This window comes from Pseudophaeobacter sp. 1A16562, from assembly GCF_041008785.1.
Lineage (GTDB): Bacteria > Pseudomonadota > Alphaproteobacteria > Rhodobacterales > Rhodobacteraceae > Phycobacter > Phycobacter gallaeciensis_A.
The window spans coordinates 67,707-83,408 of the sequence record NZ_JAXGFT010000012.1; the positions used below are offsets into that span (position 1 = coordinate 67,707).

Below are 15,702 nucleotides of genomic sequence, written 5' to 3' on the forward strand. Positions count from 1 at the left end.
ATTGTCCTTAATGGCGCGTGAACCACACACTTGAGAGTCGTTAGGATTTTCCTATATTCTGCAACGCCTTTCCCTTGAACTAAGGAGTCGCCCTATGGCGCTGGATACCGACGGCCCGCTGAATTCGCTTGGCTTTGCCAAACCGCCCTCGGAAACGCGGGTGGTTGTTGCCATGTCCGGCGGCGTCGACAGCTCTGTTGTTGCTGCATATTTGGCCGATCAGGGCTATGATGTGGTGGGCGTCACGCTGCAGCTTTACGACCACGGCGCGGCCCTGGCCAAAAAGGGCGCCTGCTGCGCTGGGATCGACATTCACGATGCGCGGCGAGTCGCCGAAGAGCGCGGATTCCCGCACTATGTTCTCGACTATGAGAACATTTTTAAGGATGCGGTTATCGATGAGTTTGCCGACAGCTATCTGGCCGGGGCAACGCCAGTGCCCTGCATCCGCTGCAATGAACGGGTCAAATTCAAGGATCTTCTGGAGACCGCAAAGGATCTGGAGGCCGATTGCATGGCGACGGGTCACTATATCCAGCGCAAGATGGGCCCCAACGGCCCCGAGCTGCATTCGGCCGAGGATGCTAACCGGGATCAGAGCTATTTCCTTTTTTCAACAACGCCGGAACAGCTGGATTATCTGCGCTTTCCGCTAGGGCATCTGCCCTCCAAGGATGCCACCCGCGAGATGGCCTCCCGCTATGGGCTGGCAGTGGCCGACAAACCCGACAGTCAGGACATCTGTTTCGTACCCGATGGCAACTATGCGAGCGTGATCGAGAAGCTGCGCCCGGGTGCGGCCGATCCGGGCGAGATCGTTCATGCGGACGGACGCGTTCTGGGTCAGCACACCGGGGTGATTCACTATACCATCGGCCAGCGCCGCGGCCTGGGAATCGGCGGCCTCAGCGAGCCGCTCTATGTGGTGCGGCTTGATGTGGACAAGAAACAGGTGGTCGTCGGCCCCAAGGAATTGCTGGCCACCCGAATCGTACCCGTGCGGGAAATCAACTGGCTGGGCGACGAACCCTTTACCAGCCAGAAGGAATGGCACGTCGCGGTGAAGGTCCGCTCGACCCGCCCCCCGCGTGAGGCGATTATCCGTCCATTGTCCGAAACCACGGCCGAGGTTGAGCTCCTGACGCCCGAAGAAGGCGTATCGCCCGGACAGGCCTGCGTTTTCTATGACACCGAAAGTAGCCGCATCTTTGGAGGCGGCTGGATCTGGCGCGGCTACTAAAGGCGCGCCAGAACCGCGCGGGCGGCGCGCAGGCCCGGAGCCTCCCCGCCCTCGCCCAGACGCTCCATGGTGAGCCCCATGGCGTCCTGCTGCGCCTCAGGGTTGGCACGGACATCTGCCAGCGCCCCGGCGATCCGCGACGGGGTGCAATCTGGCCCAAGGCATTCCGGCACGACGCGGGTCTCGCTCACCAGATTGACGAGTGTGACCGTATCAATCAGGGCCATGCGCTTCATGATCTGCCAGGTCAGCCATTGGAAGCGATAGGCGATCACCATGGGCGTGCGCGCGGCGGCTAGCTCCAGCGACACGGTGCCCGAAGCTGCAAGCGCCAGATCCGCCGCGGCAAAGGCCGCTCGTTTGCGCGCCTCGGCAACAGCCGGGTCAAGACCGGTCGGGTCGAGCAACACAGTGCCCTGTGGCCAATCTTTGGCGTGCTCGCGCACCAATTCAGCCACCGGACCGGCGGTCGGCACCACGAATCGGTATTCGGGATAGGCCGCCGCGAAATCCCCCAGCGCCGCGCCAAAGACGGGCGCCAAGCGCCCCACCTCTGACCGTCGTGATCCCGGCAGGGCCAATAGGATCGGCGCATCGCCAAGGTCACAGGTCTGGCGCAACGCGGCGATCTCTTCTGCCGTCGCCTTTGGCTCTGCTACTACGGGATGGCCGACAAAATCGCAGTCCATCCCGGCAGCTTCCATATAAGGCGGCTCGAACGGCAGCAGCGCCAGCACGTGATCGATGCAGGTGGCCATCTTCTGCGCCCGGCCCGGCCGCCAGGCCCAGACGGACGGTGCCACGTAATGCACGGTACGGATGTCGCTGCCCTGTTTCACCAGCCGCGCCACGCGCAGCGAGAAATCCGGGCTGTCGATGGTGATCAACACATCAGGGCGCATGGCGATCACAGCATCAGCGGTTTCACGGATACGGCGTTTCAGATGGCGGTATTTCGGCAGAACCTCGGCCAGGCCCATGACGGACAGCTCGTCCATCGGAAACCGGGACTGCAGCCCCTGCTCAGCCATCAGGGTACCGCCAATCCCTTCAAATGAAACATCGGCCGCTAGCGTTTTCAGCCCCTCCATCAGGGCCGCGCCCAGCCGATCCCCCGAAGGCTCCCCGGCCAGGATAAAGACCCGGAGGCTCATGCCGCGTCGCGCAGCCACAGGAACAGGCCCAGACGGTCACAGGTGGCAATCACCGCCTCCTGCTCCAGCACGATCACGCCTCCGGCCTCCAGCACGATACCGGACAGACCGGCTGCTGCGGCCTTTTCCACCGTCGCAGGGCCAATGGTAGGCAGATCGGCGCGCCGGTCCTGTCCTGTCTTCGGCGCTTTGACCATCACTCCGCCCTGCCCGTCCGGACGGCGGATCAAGGTTTCCAGCATCCAGTCGGTGCCAAAGACCGTTTCCACCGCAACCGCTTGCCGCGCCCGCACCGCGCAGGACTGGCCAATGTCCGCAGCGCTCATCGCGGCAACGATCTCTGTTCCCCTGGCTGCGTCTGCCTTGTCGAGCTCACCTGGCTGAATACGGGTCGGCACCCCTGGCTGCATCAAAAGGTCAGGCGCCACATCATGCGCAGCCCGTACCGCAAAACCTGCTGACTCAAAAAGTTCCATGATCGCCCGCAATGCGCCGTCATCCCCGGCGCCAAGTGCAGCCTGCAACACCGGCACCATCGGCAGGGTTTCGGCATCGATGGCCGCAGGATCAATGGCCGGGCGCGACACGCCCCCCGCCAGGCAAATCTCCGTTACGCCTGCGGACGTCAGCCGGGCGAGGAAACTGCCCAACTGTTCCAGCCGAAAGGTGATTTCCGGATCAAGCGTATCCGGCTCGGACCCCGCCATGGCGCAGACCAGCGGCCGTTCGGACAGGCGATTACAGATTTCAAGCGGCAGCGCACCGCGCCCCGCGATCAGAGCGATCATGCGATCATCCCCCAGGTGTCAAAAACGACCGGTCGCTTGCACCGGTGATAAAGGCGATGATTTCCTGCACATAAGCGCTGTCGGTTTCCTCACCAAGGCGCCGGGCGCGTTCCTGAAAGGTGCCCTCCCCCTGTGCCAGCATCTGGAAGGCGGCGCGCAGGGCGGTAATATCTGCCCGCGACACACCGCGGCGTTTCAGGCCGACAAGGTTAAGCCCGTCCAGCTCTCCGCGCGGGGCCTGTACCAGTCCGTAGGGGATCACATCATTTGTGACCATGGTCACCGCGCCGATGATAGCGCCGCGCCCAATACGCACCCATTGGTGGATACCCGAAAGACCACCGATGATCACATCATCCTCGATCACGCAATGACCTGCGACGGCGGCAGAATTGACCACGATCACCCGATCCCCGATCTGCGCGTCATGGGCAATGTGGCAACCGGCCATGAACAAGCCGTCATCGCCGATCCGGGTCACCCCGCCGCCACCTTCGGTACCGGCATTGATGGTCACATGTTCACGGATCCGGTTGCGCGCACCGATCACGGTCCGGCTTTTCTCTCCCTTGAACTTCAGATCCTGCGGAATCTCACCGATCACTGCGAAGGAGAACACCGTCGTCTCTGCGCCGATCTCGGTTTCGCCGGTGACCACCACATGGGATTTCAGAACCACCCTTTCGCCAAGGGTGACGTCAGCGCCGACCATGCAGAACGGGCCGATTTCGCAGCCCTCACCAATGGTGGCGCCCGGTTCGATCACCGCCGACGGATGGATCTGGCTCATCGCGATCAATCCTTCTGAATGTCGACCATGGCCGAGAATTCAGCCTCGGCAGCGGTTTCCCCATCGACCGAGGCAACGCCCTTGAACTTGAAGATCTTGCCACCTTTCTTCCCGCGTAGGGTTTCGACATGCATGTTCAGGACGTCGCCCGGGATCACCTTGCGGCGGAATTTGCACTTATCGATATTCATGAAGTAGATCAGCAGGTCGGTATCGACCATATCCATTCCGACACCCAGCATGACGCCGGCGGTTTGCGCCATCGCCTCGACGATGGTCACGCCCGGCATGATCGGCGTGCCGGGGAAGTGGCCCTGAAAATGCGGTTCGTTCATGGTGACGTTCTTGATCCCATGCGCCGAGGTGTATCCGTCGATTTCGATCACTTTGTCGACCAGCAGGAACGGGTAACGATGCGGCAGAATGCGCTGGATCAGGTGAATATCGGCACTTTTCAGATCGGCGGTCATGGCGGGTATCCCGTTTTTTTATATGTCCTGCGTCACTACCAAGCGGGAACGGTCTGGGCAAGCGCACCGCGCCGATGTCAGGCACCGGTCAGACCTGTTTCACTGGTCAGACGACTGGCTTTCAAGGTCTGCCCCGTCTCCCAGAACGGCATCGATGCGCGTGATCGCAAGATCCGTCACATCCGCGGCCTCAGAGCTGAGGAAAACCGAAGAGTTATCCAGAATGGCACCGGCGCCGCTGTCACGCATGATCCCCTGAAGGATGGGCAAAGAGGCAACAAAGAACTCCCGGCGGGCTGTTTCGCCCATTTGAGTGATCTCGCGCAGTTTCTGATCCTGCGTGCGCCGGGTCTCCTGCACCTTTTTGTCAAAGGCATCCGCAAGCGTGCGAAACGCCTCGGGCTCCATAGAGGGCCGCCGCTGAGTCAGGTCCTGCTCTTCGGCGCGCAGCTCTGCTTCGATACGGCGGTTCTCGGCGGTGAGCACGGCACCTTCGGCTTCCAGCTCACGCGTGACACGCTGGCCAAAGGCGCTTTCGGAGAAGAGACGGTCGGGCTGAATCGTCAGAATGCCACTTTGCGGCGCGCCAATCTGCATTTCCTGGCCGAGAGACAGATTGAAAGGCGCGGGTGTTCCAATAGCCGTTGACTGGGCCAACGCTGTTCCAGCGGTCAAAGGCAGGCACAGCGCTAGGCCCATAACGAGCGCCCGGCGCGCCAGATAAAGGGGCGCCGACCAGCCGGTCGGCGCCCTCGTTTTTATACGCGTCGGCCTTGCCTGCATCACCGGGTCAGAACCGGGCCTGCAAGGTCAGATCGAAACTTTGTTCCTTGTCAAAGTCTTCTTTCTTGACCGCATTGGAAAAGTTGAACCGCAACGGGCCAAAGGCCGTGGTCCAGAGGACCGAAAAGCCGACCACGTGCCGGAAAGAGCCGTTACGGCCGACGACGAAACCACCGCTGGCCGGTGTGTCCACGTCCTGCAGGCCCCAAAGGTTGCCGACATCGTAGAAAAGACCACCGCGTAGCCCCAGTTCCTCAGGCAGGCCCAGCGGGAATTCGGCATCAAAACGTGCAACGGCATAGACGTTGCCGCCGAGGAAATCGTCGTAACTTCCGCCATCAGCCCGCGGCGCAGTATCCCGAGGCCCGATCCCGCCGGGTTCGAACCCTCGCATAACGCTGGGGGTCAGAACAAAACGGTCAATCGAGCGGCTGTAATCGTCGCCCATCCAGTGCAGCGAGCCAGTTTCCAAAGTCGCCCGAAGCGTGACTTCCTCGTTGAGGATCTTGCGCTGTGCGACCAGCTTGGCCGTGGTTCTGAGGTATTCGCTATCCCCGCCAAGTCCGGCATAATCAGCGCCCACCTGCATGGTGAAACCGATATTGGGGTCGAGACCGGTCAGACGGCTGTCATAGGAATATGTGAACCCAAGGGAGCTGGACGTTTTGCTGCCTTGATTGATCTCACTTCTTATCACAGGGCCCGCCACAGGGTAGGTCCCTCCGACAAAGCTCACGTCATCGCGGCGGATCATCTCACTGTCGGCCCAAGTATAGCGCACTTCCAGAGTGGTATCTTCGGTCACATTGAAGGTCAGCGCCGGACGGAAGAACGCGCGGGAGGTGTCATACTCCGCATAGCTAGAATCGGTTTCGGACACACCAAGGTCCAAATCGAATTTCAGATCGCGTCCCAGCAGATGCGGCTCGGTAAAGCCAAGAACGTACTCTTCCGATTCCTGAGCAGTCGCGATCGAGAAAGACAGGCGTTGACCGCGGCCCAGGAAGTTGTTCTCGGTCAGGCCAACGTTAACCCCAAAGCCGTCGTTGACAGAGTATGCGCCGCCAAGGCTCAACGAACCGGTCGGTTGCTCTTCGACGTTCACATCTACGATCACCTGGCTTTCGGAGCTGCCTTCCCGGACGTCCACGTCTGATTTGGCAAAGAAGCCAAGCGCACGAATCCGTTCTGCGGCATCCCGGATTTCACGCGGATTGAAGGGGTCGCCTTCGACCGAGCGGAACTTCTGGCGGATCACCCGGTCCAGCGTTGTCGTGTTGCCTTCGATATCGATGCGTTCGACGAAGACACGCGGCCCGCGCACCATCGCGAATTCAACATCCAGCGTCAGATCGCGGTCGTTGCGGGTCACCCGCGGCTCAACGCGCAGGAAATCAATCCCCTGACGCGTTGCCAGCGTTTCCAGCATCTCGATGGAACGTTCAACAATCAGCGGCGAATAGGTCACGCCCGGTTTGACTTTCAACGCAGAGCGGTAGAGGTCAGCATCGGCCTCAGCGATTTCGCTGGTCACCGAGATATTGCCGAACTCGAACTGCTGACCTTCGGTAACATCGACGACCAGATAGACGGCGTCACGCTCCCGAGTCACTTCGGCGTTGGTGCTGTTGACCCGAAAATCCACATAGCCACGCGACAGGTAGAAATCGCGCAACACCTGCCGGTCAAACTGCAGGCGGTCCTCGATCAGCGTGTCCTTGTTGATGAAGGTCCGCAAGAGACCAGCCTGCTTGGTTTCCAGAACCCGGCGCAGACGCCGATCCGAATAGACCTTGTTTCCGACAAACGAAACGCGCTCGACTTCGATGGTGTCGCCTTCGGCAATCTCGAACACCAGATCGACGCGATTGTCGCTACGGCGGATGATGCGCGGCGTTACACGCGAGGCCAAACGTCCCTGCGCCCCATAGGCTGCAGCAATGGTCTCGGCGTCCCGTTCGGCCTGCGCAGCGCGAAACACGCGGCGCGGCGCGGATTCGATCAGCTCGGCCAGCTTGTCATCCTTGATCCGCCGGTTACCTTCAAAATTGATCTGGTTAATCGTCGGGAACTCGGTGACCTTGATGATCAGAGAGTTGCCGCTTGGCACCAGCTCAACGGTTTCAAAAACACCGCTGTCAAGAATACGCTGATACGCGTCGTTCAACTGGCCAGCGCTGACCGGTTTTCCCCGTTCCAGCGCCGCATAGGACACGATCGTATCCGATTGGATGCGCTGATTGCCCTCCACCCGGACCGAATTGAACTGGTAGCTTTGCGCCGATGCGAAACTGGGCGTCAGGACAAATCCCAAGGCAACAGCCAATACGGCGCTCGATACGCTTCTATACAGTATATTGGTGCGTTTTGTGCGCACACCGCAGGATGTACCCACGACCTTCCCCCGAACCATCAGTCATAATCCGATTTTTTAAGCAGCTTTTAACTGTGCGTACCGGGTTTACTGACCGTTGTCAAAACTAAGAAATCACTCCGGGGCATGAAGATGCGCACAGACTGAGCACGGGTGACCGACGCGTTGCGCGGTGCAAACGCCGCATCCCCATGGTTTCAAAGGGATCCGAACCAGGCACCTGCAGTCAGAGCGAGAAAAATCGTCACGACCGACAGTGCGCGATCCCAATTCAGGCGCATCAAAAGACCCAGGCCATTGTCCGTTCTCATCAGAGCGTGCATGGTGACTTCCTTTCCCCAGTCGATGCCGCGCGCAAGGCTGCGCTGCGAGCGTAGCAGATTGAGAAAGGGTTAATGCGGGAATATGGCGACAGTTGGGCACCTGCCCCCTTCCCGGAGGCGGGCGCCACAACAAGTGTGTTAAATTTTAACAGAAAAGATCGTTGCCGAGTGCAAAGACCATCAACGACAGAATCATCGCAATGCCAAGGGTCATCAGGATGCGCATGGCTCCATCACTGGGCGGACGCCCTGTGACCGCCTCATAGGCGTAGAACACCAGATGCCCCCCATCCAGCGCTGGCACCGGGAAGAGGTTCAGGAGGCCAACAGCCGTCGACAGAACCGCGATGAAGCGGATGAAGCTGACCGCGCCCTGGCTTGCCATTGCGCTCGAGGTTTCCGCGATCCCGATGGGCCCTGATAGATTGCAGGTGCTGATGGCGCCGGTAATCATATGCGTCAGGCCCGAAATCGACATGTCGATCACTGACCAAACCTGCGACGCCCCTGCTACCAGGGATTCGCCGACGCCGCCCACTTCGGTTGCGGGCTCAAAGGCCTGACCGCCGACCACACCAATCCGCCAACGGGTCGCGAAACTTCCGTCGGGCTGCGGCTCATCCGTGCGACGCGGTGCCAGCGCAAGCTCCAACTCCTGCCCTTGTCGCCAGACATCCAACAGCAGTACGCGGCCATCGGCCTGTTCTACGGTCTGCTTAAGCTGATCGAAGGCAAAAATCGGCTCTCCGTCGACCCCCGTGATGACATCTCCGGCCTGAAGCCCAGCATCCGATGCAGCGCTGCGCGGCGCAACGGCCCGCACATGCGGCGGCGACAGGAACGGGCCCTGAACCGAGACCAGCTGACCATCCCGGCGCACCTGATACTCCATCGGCTGCACCATCGGCAGTTGGTCGCGGAATTCCCCCCAGGACATGGCTCCGGCCTCGTCCGGGATGGCAACGCCCTCGATTGCGACCAATTCGTCGCCTTCGCGCAGTTGGTTTTCGATGCCGGGCAGCGGCACCAAGGTGCCGATAGCCAGCGGATCCCGCAGGGTTCCCTGCGTCATCGCCAGAACCGAGAAAATGATCACTGACATCACAAAATTGAACACCGGTCCGGCAGCAACCGTAGCGCTACGCGCCCAAAGCGGGGCACCGTGCATGGTCTGGCGCAGGCGCGTCGGATCATTGGCCGCCGCCTCCATCGCGGCGCTGTCCTTGCCCGAAGCCGCATCTGCATCGCCAAGGAATTTCACATATCCCCCAAAGGGCAACAGCGCGATCTGCCAGCGGGTGCCACGCTTGTCGACGCGGCTGAACAACACCGGGCCAAAGCCCAGCGAAAAAACCTCCGCATGGATTCCGGACCACCGGCCAACGATGTAGTGGCCGTATTCATGCACCGCGACGATCACCGAAAGCGCGACAACAAAACTGCCGATGGTGTAGAGAAAGCCGCCAAACTGCGGGAGTAGGGTCACGATATCCAAGTTCTTACCTTATCTGCGTTCCGCTGCGGCGCGCTCTGCCTCTTGTCGGGCGAGATGGTCAATCTCAGTGACGTTATCAAGGGTCATTGCGGAATCAATAAGGCCGCTTTGTGCCTCCATCCGCTCCAGAACCGCGGCCGTTACCTCGGCCATTTCGGTGAACCCGATCTGTCCCGCGATGAACAGATCCAGCGCCTTTTCCTTGGCTGCGTTGAAAACGGCGCCCATCAGACCGCCGCGCTGCATTACATCATAGGCTTGCCGCAGTGCGGGGTACCGCGCGGTATCCGGAGCCGTGAAATTCAGCTGACCGATTTCCGCCAGATCGAGCCGCGCAACCGGCAGATCCTTTCGCTCGGGCCAGTGCAGCGCGTATCCGATGGCATGGCGCATATCTGGTGCGCCCAGATGCGCCATCAGGGCACCATCGCGAAAGCCAACCAGCGCATGCACCATCGATTCGGGATGCACCAGAACTTCGATCTGTTCTGGCGCGACACCAAAGAATTCTTTGGTTTCAATAACCTCTAACGCCTTATTGAACATTGATGCGCTGTCGATGGTGATGCGCTGCCCCATGTCCCAGTTTGGATGAGAGGACGCCTCGGCTAGGGTTGCCTTTTGCAGATCTTCCAGCGGCCAGTCGCGGAACGCGCCACCGGATGCGGTGATGATGATCCGCTCAACCGCGGAAACCTCTTCACCGACCAGCCCCTGAAACACCGCCGAATGTTCACTGTCCACCGGCAAGAGCCGGGCGCCATGTCGCAGCGCGGTCTGCATCAGAAGGCCACCGGCACAGACCAGCGATTCCTTATTGGCCAGCGCCAGCGTGGTGCCCTGCTCCAGCGCCTTGAGACCCGGCGCAAGACCGGCGGCGCCAACGATGGCCGACATGATCCAGTCCGCCGGACGGGTTGCCGCCTCGATCAGGGCAGCCTCGCCCGCTGCGGCCTCCACGCCACTGCCCTCCAGCGCGGCGCGCAGATCCGGCAGGCGCTCCTCATAGGCCGTTACCGCAATATCAGCCTTGAGCGCGATGGCATCCGCCGCAAGCCGGGCAATATTGGCACCGCCCGTCAGAGCGACCACGTCATAGGCGCGCTGATCGCGCCGGATCAGGTCAATGGTGTTCTGACCGATCGAGCCGGTGGCGCCGAAGATAGAGATTTTACGCATGGTCATGCCCTACAAGGCTATCCCAGAAATGTCACGAAGATCAGGAAGGCCGCCGCCGCCCCGAGCATCCCGTCGAACCGGTCAAAAAGGCCACCGTGACCGGGAATGAGAGCGCTGGAATCCTTCACGCCGGTCTTCCGCTTCAGAGCGCTTTCGGCGATGTCACCGGCCTGACTGGCCATCGACATGACAACCGACAGGACAATTGCGCCCAGTCCCAGCCCCGAGGCTTCGCTGAAGAAGGCCCCGACAAACGCCGCAGCGATCCAGCCAGCCGAAGATCCAGACCAGGTTTTCTTGGGGCTGACACGCGGCCAAAGCTTTGGCCCGCCGATCATCTTACCGGCAAAATAGCCTGCTACATCGGTGGCAACGACAACGCCGATCAGCCACAACAGCCAAGAGGCCCCCATTTCATTGCGCAGCCATACAAAGGTAAAGCCGGCGCAAACGATCCAGAGACCAAACAAGCCAAAACGCAGGCGGGCAGCAACAGGCAGTTGAAACATACCGCCAAGGATAGGCGAAACCAGCAAGGGCATCCCCCAGACCGGCGGCAGCAGGGTCGCGCCCAGCACCGCAATGGCTGACATTGCCCCCAGTTGCAGCGCCTGTCCGATCTTTTCGGGCGCCAGCATCCGGACAAGTTCCCAGATCATGCCACCGCAAGCGGCAGCGATGAGCACAGCAAACCAGATGCCACCCAGCCAGATTTCCACGGCGCCTACCACAAGCATGACGACCGCAGACAGCAAGCGCGGCATCAGGTCGGACCAACGTCCCGCGCTCATGTCTTCACCGCGCCAAAACGTCTGTCACGGGCGCCATAGCCCCGGCACAGGCGCCCCAGTTCTTCGGCGGTGAAATCCGGCCAGAGCGTGTCGATGAACTCATACTCCGCATAGGCAGATTGCCACAGCAGGAAGTTGGAAATCCGTGCCTCACCGCTGGTGCGGATCACCAGATCGGGATCCGGCAACACATGGGTGTCGAGGTATTTCGGCAGGGTTTCCTCGTCCACATCGTCAGGAGATAGCTTTCCAGCCGCAACATCCTGCGCCAGCCGTTTCGTGGCGCGGGCCACCTCGTCCCGCCCGCCATAGTTCAGGGCAATTGTGAGATTGGTGCCGTCATTACCTTTGGTTTCCTCTTCCAACTGATCCATCAACTGGATCAGCTTGGCATCAAGCCGCACCCGATCCCCGATGAAACGCACCCGCACATTACGTGCGGCCAGCGCCTTCATCTCCTTGGAGATATAGCGGCGGAACAGGCTCATGAGGCCCGCGACCTCGACCTGCGTCCGTTTCCAGTTCTCGGTCGAAAAGGCGAATATGGTCAGATACTTGATGCCCAGGGACGGGCAGCATTCGACGATTTCCCGCACCCGTTTGGCGCCTGCGTGGTGCCCGAACAGACGCGGGCGGCCACGGGACTGTGCCCACCGGCCGTTGCCATCCATGATGATGGCAACATGGCGTGGGCCCTGCCCCGTGCCGTCTTCGGACGCGCCCTCGGAAGGCGCCGTGTCGGTATTGCTGACCATATCCGGGCGTCAGACCTGCATGATTTCGGCTTGCTTGTTTTCCAGCGCCTCATCCACGGCCTTGATCATCGCGTCGGTCAGATCCTGAACTTCGCTTTCCCAGAACTTCTGGTCGTCCTCGGACATGCCGTCGGCCTTGGCCTTCTTGATCTGATCCATGCCATCGCGGCGCACGTTGCGCACCGACACACGGGCGTGTTCAGCGTATTGGCCGGCAACCTTCGTCAGTTCGCGGCGGCGTTCTTCGTTCAGCTCCGGAATGGGCAGCATGATGATGGTGCCGTTCAACTGCGGATTGATACCAAGGCCGGATTCCCGGATCGCCTTTTCAACTTTGCCAACAAGGGATTTATCCCACACGTTGATCGTCACCATGCGCGGCTCCGGCACGTTGACGGTGCCGACCTGGTTGATCGGCGTCATCGAGCCATAGGCATCTACCATCACCGGATCCAGCATCGAAGCCGAGCCACGGCCGGTTCGCAGCGAGGCAAACTCGGTGCGCAGGTTGGCCATGGCGCCATCCATGCGACGTTTCAGATCGTCGGTATCCAGTTCAAAATCATCAGACATTCTGCTCTCTCCCCTGACTTGAGGCGGTCTTTACACCGCTCATAAGCGATTGTCGCAAGATTGTATAGCAATCTCGGCCCGCTGACGGCCACTCTGCCCGATGGCAGCAGCTAGCCACAGCGTTGATACCGGCTCGCAACCCCTTGCATAAACGAAAAGACACGCCTCCTGCCGGGACACGCGTCTTTTGCCATTTTCAAACCAACTGCGGTTCAGCCCTGAACCTTGGTGTAGGTGCCTTCGCCAGCCAGAATACCGCGGAACCCGCCTGGCTCATCCAGCGAGAAGACAATGATCGGCAGGCTGTTGTCGCGCGCCAGAGCAATTGCCGAGGCATCCATAACCCCCAGGCGTTTGGCCAGCACATCGTCATAGCTGACGGTGTCATAGCGCTTGGCGTCGTCGAACTTCACCGGGTCCTTGTCATAGACGCCATCGACCTTGGTGCCTTTGAAGATCGCCTCGCAGGCCATTTCATTGGCGCGCAGCGTCGCCGCAGTGTCGGTGGTGAAATAGGGGTTGCCGGTGCCGGCCGCGAAGATGCAGACCCGCTTCTTCTCAAGGTGGCGCACGGCGCGGCGGCGGATATAGGGCTCGCAGACCTGATCCATCGGAATGGCGCTGATCACCCGGGTGAAGACGCCAAGCGATTCCAGAGCGGCCTGCATGCCAAGGGCGTTCATCACGGTCGCCAGCATCCCCATATAGTCAGCTGTGGTGCGTTCCATCCCCTGCGCAGCGCCGGACAGGCCCCGGAAGATATTGCCGCCGCCGATAACCATGCAGATCTCGACGCCCATGTCGTGTACCGACTTCACCTCTTTGGCGATCCGCTCCACAGTCGGCGGATGCAGGCCAAAGCCCTGATCCCCCATCAACGCCTCCCCAGAGATTTTCAGCATGACACGTTTATAGGCAACGGCCGAAGTGGCGGCCGGTGTTTCGATTTCTTGGGGCATGTTGCGCTCCGGAATATGACGGGGTTAATTTGCGCCGCAAAATGAAGCAAATCACCGGCAGGATCAATGCAGGCCAGGCGCCTTTTCTTCCCCGGAGTATAACAAATCCGCCCTCGGTGAGGACAGGCTGACATGACAGAACTTCGCATCGATCCGGATAGGCCCGTTCTGATCGCTGGCCCAACGGCCTCGGGGAAATCCGCGCTCGCGCTGGAAATTGCGGAAAAACAAGGCGGTGTGGTGGTCAACGCCGATGCCAGCCAGGTGTTCGACTGTTGGCGGATCGTTACCGCCCGCCCTTCTGCCGAAGAAGAAGCCCGCGCGCCGCACCGGCTTTATGGGCATGTGGCCTATGATGCGCCCTATTCCGCCGGTCACTGGCTGCGGGAGGTGGTGCCGCTGCTGTCAGGAGCGCAGCGGCCGATCATCGTCGGCGGAACCGGTCTTTATTTCAGTGCCTTGACCGAAGGTATGGCTGAAATCCCGCCCACACCTGCAGAAGTCCGGGCCGAGGGCGATTCGATGTCGCTCGAAGACTTGCTGTCGGCGCTTGATCCCCAGACCGCGGCCCGCATCGATGTGCAGAACCGTGCCCGCGTGCAGCGCGCCTGGGAGGTGCTGACCGCCACGGGACGGGCGCTGGCCGATTGGCAGGATGACACCCCGCCGCCGCCCCTGCCGCTGGACGCCTGCAGTGCGTTGGTTCTGGAAAGCAGTAAGGACTGGCTGGAGGCACGCATCCGCAAACGATTCCGCGCCATGCTGGAACAGGGCGCCATGGATGAAGTCGAGGCCATGCGAGATCGGTTCGACCCCAGCCTGCCCTCCTGCAAGGCGATCGGCGCGCCGGAACTCATGGCCTATGCCACTGGCAGAATGACGCTGGAGGAGGCGGAGGAAAGCGCCGCGATTGCCACCCGCCGTTTCGCCAAACGGCAGCGCACCTGGTTCCGTGCCCGCATGGAGAAATGGCGGAAAATCTCCCCGGAGATCGGCTATCAGCTCAGCTAAACGGCAGGTGCAGGTAAGAGGCACAAATTTATCAATTTTTAACCTTCTTCGGCAGGAACTTGCCAGAATCACATTTTCATGCGCTGTTACATCGATAAAGTTTAAGTAAATCTATGTAACATCTCATGCCATTCGACCCGAAACCAGCCGAAGATCTTCACGTTTCGCCGCTTTCGCGTCTCTACCCAGACGGTCCTTGGCAAACAGAACTTGCGCATGATCGCGCCGAGCATGTGCTGATCTGGATCACACGCGGACAGGGTCGTTTTCTGATGGATGGGCACCGGCGCGGGTTTGGCGCGCATACGGCGCTGTTCTTTCCGGCCGGCAATCTGTGGTCAGTGGAATTCGGACGCCAATGCCTGGGTCAGGCCCTGATCGTGCCTGCCACCGCGCCCGTGTCGATGCCGCCCGAGCCGCTACACCTGAAGTTCAACGACCCGGTCGAGCAAGCGCGTCTCAACAGCCTGCTTGAGGCGGTGTCGGTCGAACAATCCACTCATCCTGCCTTGTGGCGCCGGGCCATGCAGTCCTACACCGATCTGATCAGCATCCAGCTGCGCCGTCAGCCCCCCTCCGGCCCCCTGCCCCCGGTGAAACCAAACGCCGCGCGGCGCCTGTCACAGGCCTATTGCAAGCGGGTGGTAACCTATTTCGATGAACACGCCAGCATGGCGGATCACGCCGCTGCGCTGAACGTGACGCCGACCCACCTGACCCGTGTCTGCAAGGCGGAAACCGGTAAGACTGCCGCCACGCTGCTGACAGAGCGGCAGCTTCACGCGGCCCGCAGCCTGCTGATTTCAAGCGATCTGGCCATGCGCGACATCGCCGCCCAACTAGGGTTCGGCAGCGCCGCCTATTTCACTCGCTTCATCACCCAGCACACCGGTGAGACACCAAGCGCCCTGCGCAAGAAGGCGCGCAAAGCCGCTATTCCCCAGTAACGTTCCAGCCTCTGACCGCGACCTGCCGTCGTGAGTCGGCCCAGGCCCCCGTTTGCACCTCAACCCTGCG

15 protein-coding genes are annotated in these 15,702 nt (G+C 60.8%); 3 read left to right on the top strand and 12 right to left on the bottom strand.

Features of this window, described 5'->3' with window-relative positions:
• Nucleotides 1–94 precede the first annotated feature (94 nt).
• Entirely contained in the window at nucleotides 95–1,240 is a 1,146-nt protein-coding gene (gene mnmA, locus SM764_RS16595; protein WP_369002249.1) for a tRNA 2-thiouridine(34) synthase MnmA, read from the top strand.
• Here mnmA and lpxB read toward each other — a convergent pair.
• From lpxB to pyrH, 12 genes are all read right to left on the bottom strand, one after another.
• Entirely contained in the window at nucleotides 1,237–2,394 is a 1,158-nt protein-coding gene (lpxB, locus tag SM764_RS16600) for a lipid-A-disaccharide synthase (protein ID WP_369002250.1), read from the bottom strand. The two genes, mnmA and lpxB, sit on opposite strands and share 4 nt — an antisense overlap.
• The gene (locus SM764_RS16605; RefSeq protein WP_369002251.1) at nucleotides 2,391–3,182 is read right to left on the bottom strand and encodes an LpxI family protein; all 792 of its coding nucleotides are present in this window, start codon (nucleotides 3,180–3,182) and stop codon (nucleotides 2,391–2,393) included. Before SM764_RS16605 ends, lpxB begins: the two co-directional genes overlap by 4 nt.
• Before the next feature lie 4 nt (nucleotides 3,183–3,186).
• Nucleotides 3,187–3,972 carry an acyl-ACP--UDP-N-acetylglucosamine O-acyltransferase gene (lpxA, locus tag SM764_RS16610; protein WP_065273433.1) on the bottom strand — a complete coding sequence of 262 codons (786 nt, stop codon included), beginning with the start codon at nucleotides 3,970–3,972 and terminating at the stop codon, nucleotides 3,187–3,189.
• A gap of 5 nt (nucleotides 3,973–3,977) precedes the next feature.
• Entirely contained in the window at nucleotides 3,978–4,442 is a 465-nt protein-coding gene (gene fabZ / locus SM764_RS16615; RefSeq protein ID WP_369002252.1) for a 3-hydroxyacyl-ACP dehydratase FabZ, read from the bottom strand.
• Nucleotides 4,443–4,541: 99 nt separating this feature from the next.
• Nucleotides 4,542–5,228 carry an OmpH/Skp family outer membrane protein gene (locus SM764_RS16620; protein ID WP_490363084.1) on the bottom strand — a complete coding sequence of 229 codons (687 nt, stop codon included), beginning with the start codon at nucleotides 5,226–5,228 and terminating at the stop codon, nucleotides 4,542–4,544.
• A gap of 4 nt (nucleotides 5,229–5,232) precedes the next feature.
• A complete protein-coding gene (gene bamA / locus SM764_RS16625) occupies nucleotides 5,233–7,638 on the bottom strand; it encodes an outer membrane protein assembly factor BamA (protein WP_065273430.1) in 2,406 nt (801 codons plus the stop codon).
• Between the two features lie 429 nt (nucleotides 7,639–8,067).
• Nucleotides 8,068–9,417, bottom strand: a complete 1,350-nt coding sequence (gene rseP / locus SM764_RS16630; protein ID WP_369002253.1) for an RIP metalloprotease RseP — start codon at nucleotides 9,415–9,417, stop codon at nucleotides 8,068–8,070.
• Between the two features lie 9 nt (nucleotides 9,418–9,426).
• The gene (gene dxr / locus SM764_RS16635) at nucleotides 9,427–10,596 is read right to left on the bottom strand and encodes a 1-deoxy-D-xylulose-5-phosphate reductoisomerase (protein ID WP_369002254.1); all 1,170 of its coding nucleotides are present in this window, start codon (nucleotides 10,594–10,596) and stop codon (nucleotides 9,427–9,429) included.
• A gap of 17 nt (nucleotides 10,597–10,613) precedes the next feature.
• Nucleotides 10,614–11,387, bottom strand: coding sequence for a phosphatidate cytidylyltransferase (locus SM764_RS16640; RefSeq protein WP_369002255.1), 774 nt, complete (start codon nucleotides 11,385–11,387; stop codon nucleotides 10,614–10,616).
• Nucleotides 11,384–12,142 (bottom strand): undecaprenyl pyrophosphate synthase, encoded by a 759-nt coding sequence (uppS, locus tag SM764_RS16645; RefSeq protein ID WP_065273427.1) that lies wholly within the window; start codon nucleotides 12,140–12,142, stop codon nucleotides 11,384–11,386. The genes SM764_RS16640 and uppS overlap by 4 nt, the downstream gene beginning before the upstream one ends.
• A 9-nt stretch (nucleotides 12,143–12,151) precedes the next feature.
• Nucleotides 12,152–12,715, bottom strand: coding sequence for a ribosome recycling factor (frr, locus tag SM764_RS16650; protein WP_065273426.1), 564 nt, complete (start codon nucleotides 12,713–12,715; stop codon nucleotides 12,152–12,154).
• A 212-nt stretch (nucleotides 12,716–12,927) separates the two neighbouring features.
• Entirely contained in the window at nucleotides 12,928–13,674 is a 747-nt protein-coding gene (gene pyrH / locus SM764_RS16655; RefSeq protein WP_065273425.1) for a UMP kinase, read from the bottom strand.
• Nucleotides 13,675–13,806: 132 nt separating this feature from the next.
• On the opposite strand from pyrH, the gene miaA reads away from it, so the two are divergent.
• Together miaA and SM764_RS16665 are read left to right on the top strand one after the other, a co-directional pair.
• Complete coding sequence (gene miaA, locus SM764_RS16660) at nucleotides 13,807–14,685, top strand: tRNA (adenosine(37)-N6)-dimethylallyltransferase MiaA (RefSeq protein WP_369002256.1); 879 nt, start codon at nucleotides 13,807–13,809, stop codon at nucleotides 14,683–14,685.
• A 125-nt stretch (nucleotides 14,686–14,810) separates the two neighbouring features.
• On the top strand, nucleotides 14,811–15,632 hold the full coding sequence (locus tag SM764_RS16665) for a helix-turn-helix transcriptional regulator (protein ID WP_274827999.1): 822 nt from the start codon (nucleotides 14,811–14,813) through the stop codon (nucleotides 15,630–15,632).
• Nucleotides 15,633–15,702 lie beyond the last annotated feature (70 nt).